Source organism: Deltaproteobacteria bacterium (genome assembly GCA_019310525.1).
In the GTDB taxonomy this organism is placed as follows: Bacteria; Desulfobacterota; DSM-4660; order Desulfatiglandales; family HGW-15; genus JAFDEE01.
In genome coordinates, this window is the sequence record JAFDEE010000029.1 from 21,051 (window position 1) to 32,425 (window position 11,375).

Below are 11,375 nucleotides of genomic sequence, written 5' to 3' on the forward strand. Positions count from 1 at the left end.
CCTGCGACAAGTGAAGGCAGGAAGGCGCTCAAAGCCTGAGACGCGCGCTGTAAGGCTCTCCGAAAAAGCCGTGGGGCCTGAAGACGAGTATGAGCAGGATGATGGAATAGGCGATCAGGTCCCGCAGGGTGGAGGGAAAAATCATGGCCACGAAGATTTCGATGAAGCCCAGCAGGAATCCGGCAAGGGTTGCTCCCATGATGGAACCCCTGCCCCCGAGGATGGCGGCCACGAAGGCCTTCCAACCATAAATGATACCCATATAGGGATCGAGGACCGGGTAGGCGACGCCGAAGAGGATGCCGGCCACGGCCGCCAAGGCCGATCCGATTCCGAAGGTCATGGCCGCGATGGTATTCAAAGGGACGCCCATCAGGGGAACCACCACGTAGTCGAAGGCCATGGCCCGCATGGCCATGCCGTACTTGGTCCGCCTGACGAACTGATGGAGGGCCAGCATAAACATGACTGAGACGAGCACAATGACGATCTTTTTATTGGTCACGAATACGCCGCCCATATTGTAAGTGACGGTCTGGATCAAGGGCGGAAAACTGATCCGCCTGGCCCCGAAAAGGGCCAGGATGCCGGTCTCAAGGATGATTCCGATCATGAGCCCCGTAATGGCGGCCGAAGCCCTGGGGGCGTCCCTCAGGGGCCGGTAGCCGATCCGCTCCACCAGCATCCCCAGGAACGAATTGAGAAACATGGAGATCAGGATGGTCAAGACCAGGATCAACCAGTTGGGCAGGGTGTTTGCTCCGAGGGATGCCAGGGCGAGGATACAGGAGGCCACCCCGAAACCGATATAGGCCCCCACCATGAAGATGTCGCCATGGGCGAAGTTGAAGAGCATCAGGATGCTGTACACCATGGAGTATCCCAGGGCGATCAGGGCATAAAAACTCCCCCACTGAAGCGCGTTTACCAGGTTTTGGAGGAAGAAAACCATCGAGTGTTCTCCTTGTATTCGTGGAAGGGGCGGGCGTGGTCTTTTTCTTGCCCCACCCGCCCCCGAGTGGTCGCTTCGTCGTCCCCGGGGTCTCCAGGGCCCGGGCGCTCCCGACTATTCCGGGAGAAAAGGGATCGCCCGCAAGCCTTGGACCCTATGGACAAACGGACTTGTAAAACTCGAATTCACCCTTCTCGCTGATCCGGACGATGACGGCGCACTTGATGGGATCCCCCTCCTCCGTGAAGGTCATCTTTCCGGTGATTCCGTGGAAATCCTTGATCTTGGCCATGGCATCCCTGACGGCCTTTCGGTCTTTCCCGATCCTCCCCGTGAGCTTGCCGCAACTCTCGATGGCCTTTTGGACGATGTGGAGGGAATCCCACGTCAGGGCGGCGACATCATCAGGAACATATCCGTATTTTCCGCGGTACCGATCGATGAATTCCTTGGTCGCACCCGTGGCACCGGCCGCCGCGTAGTGGGTGCTGAAAAAGAGACCGTAGCAATCCTTGCCGCACAGGTTGACGGTCTCGGCCGAGCCCCAGCTGTCGCTCCCCACGATAGGCTTGTTGAAACCCAGCTCATGGGCCTGCTGAACGATCAGGGCCACCTCGTTGTAATACTGGGGGGTGAAGAGGACTTCGGCGCCCGACTTGATGATGTTGGTCAACTGGGAGCTGAAATCGGCGTCCTTGGTGGTGAAGCTCTCAAAGGCCACCACAGACCCGGGCCCGTGGATGTCTTCCCAGGCCTTCTTGAAAAACTCGGCAAGGCCCTTGGGATAGTCGCTGGCCACGTCGTAAAGAACCGCGGCCTTCTTGAAGCCGAATTCCTTGGTGATGAAATTGGCCACCACCGGCCCCTGGAAAGGATCCAGGAAGCACCCCCTGAATACAAAGGGGCGATCCTTGGTCGTGTCCGGATTCGTGGACCAGGGGCTGATCATGGGGGTCTTGTAATTGTCGGCCACTCCTCCCGCCGGCACGGCCTGCTTGGAGGACTGGGGACCAACGATGACCAGGACCTCGTCCTCCGTGATCATTTTGGTCTGGACCTTTACGGCCGATTCGGCCTTTGATTCATTGTCCTCGATGACGAGTTCCACCGGATAGCGTTTTCCCCCAACCTCAATTCCCCCGGCGGCCTTGACGTCTTCAAGCCACATCTCCGCCGCGTACTTGGTACCCTCGCCCACCTTGGGGATATCCCCTGTGAGGGGAGCATTAATTCCGATCTTGATGGTTTTCACTCTTCCCCAGGTGCATGGGGAAAGCAACAGACCGACAAGAAGAAACAGGGTAATCGTTACCAGGCCTTTTTTCATTGTATTCTCCTTTCCTCCGAAAAAAAGGTTGACGATATGCAATACCCTGCTCTCTGGCGGGTATCGGTTTCAAACTGGATGGAAAAACTATGGGAGATTGAGGTAATCCCTCTGGGTTATTAGAGATTAATTGGGTCTTCTGGGTTATATTTGAACCTTTGCAAAACGTCTGACTTCGCCCAATCTTCCGCCTCCGTCACGGCTACGGCGTCGTGACAAGCCCGCTCGACAGCCAGCGGGCAAGCTGCATCAGACTCAGATTTCAATCCTCGAAATACTTAATGTATTCCTGTGGTTGAAATATTCGTCTTCCTTGACCTTGAACAAAATCGAACGTTTTTCAAAGGTCCCATACCGGGAGGTAATTGCACGTATTCACCAACCCAGGGGACCTTTCAGTAGAGTTGATGTGGAAACAGGAAATACACGATGTATATTTTCATATATGAATTTTGGCTTGATAGCACACATGATGATCGTTTTCAATCCCTTTTTCCCCTCCCCTGACATTCCGCCTCAAGTTTTGCCTTGATCCTCCGATGCCTTTTACCCATAATCCCTGAAACCACCTTTCGAGGACTGATTTTCATTCAAGCCTATGGAAAAAACGACCTTCCGCATCATCACCTTGGGCTGCAAGGTGAACCAATACGAATCCGCCTACCTGAGGGAAGTCCTCCTTGGGGCCGGCTGGGTCGAAGCCCGCGACCGGGAAAAGGCGGATGTCTCCATCGTGAATACCTGCATCGTAACAGGGCGGGCCGCCTACCAATCCCGCCAAGCCCTTCGAAAAGCCGTAAGGGAGAATCCCGGGGGCTGGGCCGCGGCGGTCGGATGCTATGCCCAGGTCTTCCCCGAAGAACTCCAGGAGATCGAGGGGGTGCGCCTGGTGGCCGGAAACAGGGAAAAGATCCGCCTGCCTGCGCTCCTGATGAAATCAGTAAATTCGGGGGATCGGTTGTGCCTGCGGGAGGCGTTCATGCCAGAAGAAGATTTCGATCGGCTCCCCGTGTCCCGTTTCATGGACAGGACCCGGGCCTTTCTGAAGGTCCAGGACGGGTGCCGTTCCTTCTGCAGTTATTGTATCGTCCCCTATTCCAGGGGGCCCCTGAGGAGCTTGGAACCTGAGGACGTACTCACCGGTTTGCGTTCCTTCGCAAGGGAAGGGTACCGGGAAGTGGTGCTGACCGGGATCCACCTTGGGAAATACGGGGTGGACCTCCGTCCGGCTGTGGATCTCAAGGGACTCCTGAAACGAATCGGGCGGGAACGGCTCCCTTTGCGGATTCGATTGAGTTCCCTTCATCCCGACGAAATAGACAGGGAATTGATCGAGATGGCCGGTTCCGAAGGTTGGCTCTGTCCCCATTTCCACATTTCTCTCCAGAGCGGAGATGACGGTGTGCTGAAAAGGATGGGCCGACAATACAGGGCCCGGGATTTTTCAGACCTTGTTGCAGTCATTCATGAGACCATCCCCCTTGCGGCCATCGGGGTGGACCTGATCGCGGGATTCCCGGGTGAAGGCCCCGAGGCCTTCAAAAACACCTACCGCTTGATAGAGAACCTGCCCGTATCCTATCTCCATGTCTTTCCGTTCTCCGCCAGGAAAGGAACCCCCGCGGCGGACTTCCCTGATCAAATCCGCCCCGGGGACATCAAGGAACGGGCCCGGGAGCTCCGCAGGCTGGGACAGAGGAAACGAAGGGCCTTCCACCAGTCTTGCATCGGCCGTATCCTTCCCGTATTGAGCGAAGGGTGGGAGAACGAAGACACGGGAATCGCCAGGGGTTGGACGGACAACTATGTGCCCGTTCGGTTCCCCTCCCCTGGAGAGGAAAGAAACCGAATCCTTCCCGTTTTACTGGAAAAAATGACCCCTCAAGGGGTGGTGGGGAAGGTGATTTCGTAATCGCGGTATCCCTTTCCGAAGTAATCTACCAAAGAACGCCTGACCCGTGCCCGAATCCCGGGAATCCTCCTCACCATCGGATCCATCCTGCTCCTTCGGATTTCCCCATGTCACCTTTCCCGCCCACTCTACTCCCGGTTCCGGCCTTCCTCAGCCTCCGCCATAAGGCGCCCGACCATGCGGTTTACGGCATCGGGAAAATTCTCCACCGCCTCGGCGAGGTTACTGGCTTCTATGGCGCACTGAATCGGCACAGGACGCCCGTCCGGGGCCATCAACTGGGTGTTTCCCATGAAAAGGACTTCCCGGTCTTCATCGGGGGTCCCGTCCGGCTTTACCGGGCTGAGCCGGTGAATCGCCCCGGTCTTCCCGTCCGTGTAAGTCTCCTCCAGGTAAAGGCCCTTCGGATCCATGTGGATCTCCACGAATGGTTTTCTTTCTTCTCCGCCCATGTTCTTTCCTTTCCGGTTTGGCAGGCGAGCCGGCAGACTCGCTGCGGGGTCCTTGTAAAAGACGGCTGCTTTGTGGCTCCCCGGTAAAGTTCCCGTTCCTCCCGGGTCCTGGGGAAGGTCAGGGGCCTGTCCAGCCGCCCGGTGATACCGGTCCCTACCGTGGGGATCGGTCATCCTGCAGCAAGTGTATCCTGTTGCTTTTCTTCTTCTCCTTTACAGGGGTAGGGATAAAAACGGCCCTGCCCCTATTCCCTATTACAGAGCGCACCAACGCCGGATGATCTCTTCATAGATCTCTGCGGCCGCCTCTATGCGGGACAGAAGGCAGAACTCGTCCGTCTTGTGGGCCATGGAGGGCTCTCCCGGCCCGAGGATCAGGGTAGGAGGATTTCCCAGGGCGGGCTTGAGAGCGGAGCCATCGGTGAAATAGGACACGCCCCGTTCACCGGGCGGCCCTTCCAGGTAAGGAGTGACTATCTCGAAGACTTCCCGGACCCAAGGATCCCGCGGATCCGTCCAAATGCTTTCAGCATCGATCCTGCGCTCGATTTCCACTTCTCCGCCCAGGGAGGTCCTGAGTTTTTCCACGATTTCCTCATGATCCTGACCCGGGACGCTCCGAATGTCGATGCCGATGACCGCCAGGTCCGGGACCGAGTTCACATTGAGCCCGGCCGAAAAAGTGCCCACGTTCAGGGTTGGCCTCCCGAGCACCGGGTGAAGCACTCCCCCGAAATCGAATCTTTCCAGTGAAAGGACGGCCCTGGCCGCCTTATATATAGCGTTGACCCCCTGCTCCGGCATGGAGCCATGGGCCGTAACCCCCCTGGTGCGGGCTTCCAGGAACATGGCCCCCTTGTGCCCGAGGACCGGATAATTGGAAGAAGGTTCGCCGACCACGAGGGCTCCCGCCTCTCCCAGGTAACGGCTCCCGGCCAGGTGGATCGCCCCCACGCACCCTTGCTCTTCCCCTGCAGTCAACACCAGCTTAAGCCCGCCCCTTCCCGGAAGGATCGGAGAGAGACGCAGGGCGGCCAGGACCATGGCCGCGACACCCCCCTTCATGTCCGAGGATCCCCTGCCGTAAATCCTGTCTCCATCCACTTCTCCAGAAAAGGGATCCCGGGTCCAGGGTACATTCCCCAGGGGGACGGTATCCAGGTGCCCGGTGAAACAGACGGGTTTCGTTTCCCCGCTCTTTTCCTTGGAAGCCACCAGGTTCACCCGCCCTTCCCCCCACTCCTGATAACGGACGGAAAAACCTCCTTCCTCAAGGAGTCCGCCGATGTACCGTGCGCAGTCCACTTCCCCGCCCGGAGGGTTGACGGTCTGGAAGGCAAGGAGTTTTCGGGTAAGGGAAAGGGGTGTGGGGTCCCCGGGCATTATCCGTCCTTTCTCTTAAAAGGTGTGATCAATATTTCCACAATAGGGGAAGGTTAGGGGAAAATCAACAGCCTTCTTTCCGGTAAACACCCGGGAAGGAACCCTTATTGGGCTCCGGAAATGATAGAATTTCGTTGTCTCATGCCCACCTTTTTGGTATAGGACTCCTCATCCCGCGGGCGGCCTGCCCTTAGGCCGGTTTTCCGCCTTCAACGTTTGGGTCGTCATTTTCGCCCATGAAAAAGCACATTTACCTGGACAACGCCGCAACTTCCTTTCCCAAACCCCCCCAGGTCCTGGAGGCCATGACACACTTCATGAACGAGGTCGGAGCCAATCCCGGACGGGCGGGCCACGAGCTCTCCGTGGAGGCCGGCCGCATCGTGAGCAGGACCCGGCAAAGCCTGGCGACACTGTTCAACATCCGGGAACCCGAGCGGATCGTTTTCACCCTCAACATCACGGAAGCAATCAACACCGTACTTTTCGGCTTCCTGAATCCCGGAGATCACGTAGTCACCACGGGCATGGAACACAACTCCGTGATCCGTCCTTTGAAAGAGCTGGAGCGGCGCTCCGTGATCAGCCTGGACATCGCCCCATGCGACCGGAAAGGTTTCCTGGATATCGACGCCCTGCCCAGGCTTCTCCGTAAGAACACGGCCCTGATGGTACTGAACCACGCCTCCAATGTCTGCGGAACCCTGCAGGACGTGCGGGCCGTGAAGGAGAAGATCGGGGAAATCCCCCTTCTGCTCGACACCGCCCAGACCGCCGGCTGCTACCCCATTGACGTGGAGGCGGATGGCATCGATTTCCTGACCTTCACCGGTCACAAGGCCCTCATGGGGCCCCAGGGAACGGGGGGCCTTTACATCCGGGAAGGGCTCAGGGTCCGCCCCCTCAAGCTCGGAGGCACTGGGAGCGTTTCAGAGAAAATGATCCAGCCCGACTTCCTCCCGGACGCCCTGGAGAGCGGGACACAGAACAACGTGGGCATCGCCGGTCTGGGAGCGGCCGTGGACTTCATCCTTGAAGAGGGGGTTGACAGGATCCGGGAACACGAAACGGCTCTTACCCGGGCACTCCTTAAGGCCCTCTTTCCACTTCAGGGCTTGACCATTTACGGGCCTCTCAAGCCGGAGGAGCAAACCGCCACTGTTTCCATTACCTTCGACAGCGTCCTTCCCGCCGGATCCCGGCACTTACCTTCCGGATGCGGATCCATCAACCTGGCCTGGATGGAAGAAGGGATCTCACCGGCCCATGCCGGGAAAAAACTCGGCGCGGAATACGACATCCTCGTCCGCGTTGGTCTCCATTGCGCTCCCCTCGCCCATCAAACCCTCAATACCTATCCGGAGGGTACTGTGCGCGTAAGCATGGGATACTTCAACACCCTCGAAGAAATCGGATACGCCGCCGAGGCGATCAGAAAAATCACCGAAAGCTAGGATGTGTCCATCCATAAAGGGCCAGCCAATAAGCCGCTCAGCGTGTCGATTGGCACCTGCATCGCCGAAGTTCCCCTAAATACATTCCACCACGCATTTCCGGCAAACGAGGCATTTGCATAATCCAGGTTGAAATATGTTTATATTGTAGCTACAATGTAATTATCAAATTCAAAACGAAACACCATTCATTAAATCGTCCGCAGCTTTCAGCCTCCGGCACATGGGGGCTACGCCTTGGAGACCCAAAAAGGGAGTTAATAAATGAGATACTCAGAGACAGGGTATAATTTAGAGATTGATCTATCCCGAGGAAGCATCGAGAAGGTGCCGACTGACCCGGGATTGACCGAACTTCACCTGGGGGGTCTGGGCACCAACGCCAAGATATTATGGGACAGGGTGCCACCTGAGGTAGAACCTTTTTCCCCGGATAATCTGCTGGTATTCAGCTCAGGTCTTTTAGTCGGCACACCTGCCTTTGGTGCCAATCGCACAATTATTTCTTCTATTTCTCCTCAGACCTTGTTGATGGGGTTTTCAATGATGGGAGGATTTTGGGCGCCGGAGTTGAAATTTGCCGGTTATGATAAAGTCATCGTTCGTGGAAAATCCCCCAAATTGGTCTACCTGTGGATTAATAATGATAAAGTAGAGATACGGGATGCCTCTCATTTAAAAGGTAAAAGCACTTATGAAACCGCGGAACTCATTCGTCAGGAATTGCACGAACCCAAAGCTCAGGTGCTCTCCATCGGGCTTGCCGGAGAAAACAGGGTCTATTTTGCTTCCATTGAGGCTGATAAAAGCAGTGCCAGTCGATTAGGGCTGGGTGCCATTATGGGAGACAAAGGGTTAAAGGCAATCGCAGTTCGCGGAACAAAGGACATCAATATCGCCCGACCTGCCGAATTCATTGAACTATGTAATGAAGTACTGGAAAAGATCCAGCATCGGCTGAATAATCCTCTCCAAGGAGTAATGCCCATTCATGCCAGGATTGGATCTCCACAGGAGATGGTCATACATGATGAGGAGTGGCACACCACAAGCTTCGCTTGGGGAAACGCCCGGCATCGGAGAAGAGACTTCTGGAACAAAGAAATCGAAAAGCAGTGGACTGAGACCTTGGAGAATGCCCGGAAGAGGTTGATAAGCTGCTATAACTGTCCGGTAAAATGCGCTGGATTAATCGAGCTGCCGGGATTTCCAACGTACGTGATGAAATGTTTCTCGAAACTTACTTATGTATTCGCTGCCATGGTTGATAATCTGGATTTCGGTCTAAAAATAGCTTCCCGTGCCCAGCACTATGGAGTAGACGGGTACACGACCCCCCAAGTTATGGCCTTTGCCCTTGAACTTTATGAGGCCGGCATCCTGACTGATAAGGACATGGAAGGAATGCCCTCAGATCCTGAAGGAAAATTTTTCTGGCTGCTCGATAGAATTGTCAGGCGGGAAGGGATAGGAGATGCCCTGGCCGACGGTGTTTATTGGGCGGCCCGTCAGATTGGCAAAGGAGCAGAGGCATACGACCATAATACCATTAAAAAACATGAACAGATACCCATCAAACTGGGAAAGCTGAACCCTATTTATTACCTGATGTGGTCTACAGGCGAGAAGGCGAATATCACCCAAATTGAAGGACAGGTCCCCCAGGGCCCTCTTCCCAAGGAAGTAAGAGAAGAATTTGTGAAGGACTGGATCCAGGTGCCTACCGGAAAAGAGGAAAAGTTCAAGCAGTTTATTTTGGAATGGGGTGAACCGGGCACATCATTTCCGTATTATCCTTCTATCGACTTAATCTGTGACCTTGTCGAATGGCAGGAGACCATGCACTACATTGATGACTCCCTTGGGCTGTGCGCCGGCCTGTCTTCCTTTGGTTATAAACCCCCCTATCATATACACAATCAACCGCTTTTTATCTCATATGCGACAGGAATGGACATCGATGAAGATCAACTATGGCAGCTGGCCGCCAGGAATCGAAATTTAGTCAGGGCCGTTAATATAAGAAGGGGATTAAGAAGGGAAGACGAACGTCCTCCCGAAGACCATTGGAAAAAGAGATTCCCCGAGTATGAAGCCAAGTTATTAGATGAGTATTACAGATTCAAGGGGTGGAACAGCCAGGGTATTCCGACAAAAGACACCCTGCACAAACTGGGGCTGGATTACGTATACAAAGATTTCGCAGATAGGGGAATCCTAAAAGATGAATAAAAAGTGAGGAATGCTTCCGCTGACGATTATAAAAAACCTCTATGTATTCAAAAATGGAACGCAGGGCATCCTTAAGGCACGAAAAATATTGCCGATAAACCAGCTCCGATTTAAGTTGTTGATCTCACAACCTCTTCTTTTTCTTCTTGACAGGATAATATAGGGTTGTCCCCAAACTCTACAAACTGACTAAATTCATCGACCCCTGAGCTATCGGCTATGTGCAACGAGATGAACCATCAGGCAAAGAAGTCAGCGTTGCCCAAAGATCTTGCACCTGGAGCGGATTGAAGATGCGGGCACCTCGGACCTGGAATTGCTGTTCGCCGTTATAAAGGACCGCGCCGGTGGTGACACGGTCGACTCCCAATGCTTGGAACCGCTCCAGGCCTTTCACAAAGTCCGCGGAGAAGGTGGCCGCTGACTTGATTTCTGCCGGTATGAGCCTGCCCGCTTCTCTGATCAGAAGATCCACCTCATGGCCATGGGAGTCGCGGAAGAAATAGATCTCAGGCCTGATTCCCCTGTTGAGCGCTCCCTTGACAATGTCTGCAATTACAAGGTTCTCGTACAGGTTCCCGCGAAGGGGATCGCGGGAGGCCTGTTCTTCCGTGTGGATGCCCAGGAGGAAGGCAGCGAACCCCGGGTCTGTGAAGTATATCTTGGGAGACTTGATGACGCGTTTGCGGATATTCCTGAAAAACGGCGGGAGATCGAAAACAACATAAGACGCCTTCAACACACTCAGCCAGTTTCTGATGGTCGTGGCGGATACGCCCACATCATTTGAAAGGGATGTGAGGTTGACAAGCTGGCCAACACGGCCTGCCAGCAGGGTGAGAAAGGTCTGAAACGGAGTCAGTTCGCGCAAATTGATGAGCGAACGCACATCCCGCTCCACATACGTCTGGAAGTAACCATTGTAGAACCTGCGCGGGGCCAACCCTTCTTCGTGGACGCGCGGAAAACATCCGCAGGCGATCAGCTCGAAGGCCCCCCAGGTGGACTTGTACCTGCGGAGTTCGGAAACAGAAAAAGGCCATAGCGTGAGCATGGCGGTCCGGCCGGCCAGGGACTGGGTGATCGCCTCGTGCAGCCGCGGCTGATGGCTCCCGGTAAGAATAAACATCCCCGGTCTCCCTGCTCCGTCCACGATGCCTTGGATATATGACAGCAACGCGGGAACGCGCTGCACCTCGTCCAGCACTGCGCCGTCTTTCATCCGGTTCAGGAACCCACGGGGATCGGTCTCGGCCGCCATGCGCACGTCCGGGTCTTCCAGGGAAGAGTACGGCTTGTCCGGAAACGTCATCCGGACCAGGGTCGTTTTCCCCGACTGCCTGGGCCCCAGGACCGTGACCACGGGGTACTCGGCAGCCGATTCCACCAACTCTTGTGAGATCTCGCGGGTAATCATGCCATTTTTCTACCACATCGCCGTGCAAAACGCAAATAAAAGTTTCTTACAGGCCTTGGCGTAGATTACCGGGATATTTGTGATAGAAAGGGGGTAATATTTCCGGAATAAATTGACAAAAGGGAGAAGGATGTTGGATTAAATGGGCCTAAGTGAGTATTCCGGACGATTCCGGCACCCCATTCCGATTGATTCCGCCACCCTGTTCCGATCCATTGCGCCACCCCATTCCGGAGCATTCCGACA

General features: G+C 55.2%; 8 protein-coding genes. 3 read left to right on the top strand and 5 right to left on the bottom strand.

The window, feature by feature from the left end:
• Positions 1 to 28: 28 nt before the first annotated feature.
• The gene (locus JRF57_07110) at positions 29 to 952 is read right to left on the bottom strand and encodes a branched-chain amino acid ABC transporter permease (protein ID MBW2303469.1); all 924 of its coding nucleotides are present in this window, start codon (positions 950 to 952) and stop codon (positions 29 to 31) included.
• A gap of 154 nt (positions 953 to 1,106) precedes the next feature.
• Positions 1,107 to 2,279 (bottom strand): ABC transporter substrate-binding protein, encoded by a 1,173-nt coding sequence (locus JRF57_07115; GenBank protein ID MBW2303470.1) that lies wholly within the window; start codon positions 2,277 to 2,279, stop codon positions 1,107 to 1,109.
• Between the two features lie 598 nt (positions 2,280 to 2,877).
• On the opposite strand from JRF57_07115, the gene mtaB reads away from it, so the two are divergent.
• Entirely contained in the window at positions 2,878 to 4,191 is a 1,314-nt protein-coding gene (gene mtaB / locus JRF57_07120) for a tRNA (N(6)-L-threonylcarbamoyladenosine(37)-C(2))-methylthiotransferase MtaB (GenBank protein MBW2303471.1), read from the top strand.
• Between the two features lie 128 nt (positions 4,192 to 4,319).
• Here mtaB and JRF57_07125 read toward each other — a convergent pair whose 3' ends face one another.
• Together JRF57_07125 and JRF57_07130 are read right to left on the bottom strand one after the other, a co-directional pair.
• Positions 4,320 to 4,643, bottom strand: coding sequence for a hypothetical protein (locus tag JRF57_07125; protein MBW2303472.1), 324 nt, complete (start codon positions 4,641 to 4,643; stop codon positions 4,320 to 4,322).
• Between the two features lie 255 nt (positions 4,644 to 4,898).
• Positions 4,899 to 6,026, bottom strand: coding sequence for a M20 family metallopeptidase (locus tag JRF57_07130; GenBank protein ID MBW2303473.1), 1,128 nt, complete (start codon positions 6,024 to 6,026; stop codon positions 4,899 to 4,901).
• Positions 6,027 to 6,262: 236 nt separating this feature from the next.
• Between JRF57_07130 and JRF57_07135 the strand changes: the two genes are divergently transcribed.
• Positions 6,263 to 7,480, top strand: coding sequence for an aminotransferase class V-fold PLP-dependent enzyme (locus JRF57_07135; protein ID MBW2303474.1), 1,218 nt, complete (start codon positions 6,263 to 6,265; stop codon positions 7,478 to 7,480).
• A gap of 264 nt (positions 7,481 to 7,744) precedes the next feature.
• Complete coding sequence (locus JRF57_07140) at positions 7,745 to 9,712, top strand: aldehyde dehydrogenase (protein ID MBW2303475.1); 1,968 nt, start codon at positions 7,745 to 7,747, stop codon at positions 9,710 to 9,712.
• A gap of 217 nt (positions 9,713 to 9,929) precedes the next feature.
• On the opposite strand, the gene JRF57_07145 is transcribed toward JRF57_07140, so the two are convergent.
• Entirely contained in the window at positions 9,930 to 11,129 is a 1,200-nt protein-coding gene (locus JRF57_07145; GenBank protein ID MBW2303476.1) for an ATP-binding protein, read from the bottom strand.
• Positions 11,130 to 11,375 lie beyond the last annotated feature (246 nt).

Bases quoted from the DNA above. Each gene is read 5' to 3' on its own strand.
- JRF57_07110 (MBW2303469.1), bottom strand. From the start codon at position 952: ATGGTTTTCTTCCTCCAAAACCTGGTAAACGCGCTTCAGTGGGGGAGT.
- JRF57_07115 (MBW2303470.1), bottom strand. From the start codon at position 2,279: ATGAAAAAAGGCCTGGTAACGATTACCCTGTTTCTTCTTGTCGGTCTG.
- mtaB (MBW2303471.1), top strand. From the start codon at position 2,878: ATGGAAAAAACGACCTTCCGCATCATCACCTTGGGCTGCAAGGTGAAC.
- JRF57_07125 (MBW2303472.1), bottom strand. From the start codon at position 4,643: ATGGGCGGAGAAGAAAGAAAACCATTCGTGGAGATCCACATGGATCCG.
- JRF57_07130 (MBW2303473.1), bottom strand. From the start codon at position 6,026: ATGCCCGGGGACCCCACACCCCTTTCCCTTACCCGAAAACTCCTTGCC.
- JRF57_07135 (MBW2303474.1), top strand. From the start codon at position 6,263: ATGAAAAAGCACATTTACCTGGACAACGCCGCAACTTCCTTTCCCAAA.
- JRF57_07140 (MBW2303475.1), top strand. From the start codon at position 7,745: ATGAGATACTCAGAGACAGGGTATAATTTAGAGATTGATCTATCCCGA.
- JRF57_07145 (MBW2303476.1), bottom strand. From the start codon at position 11,129: ATGATTACCCGCGAGATCTCACAAGAGTTGGTGGAATCGGCTGCCGAG.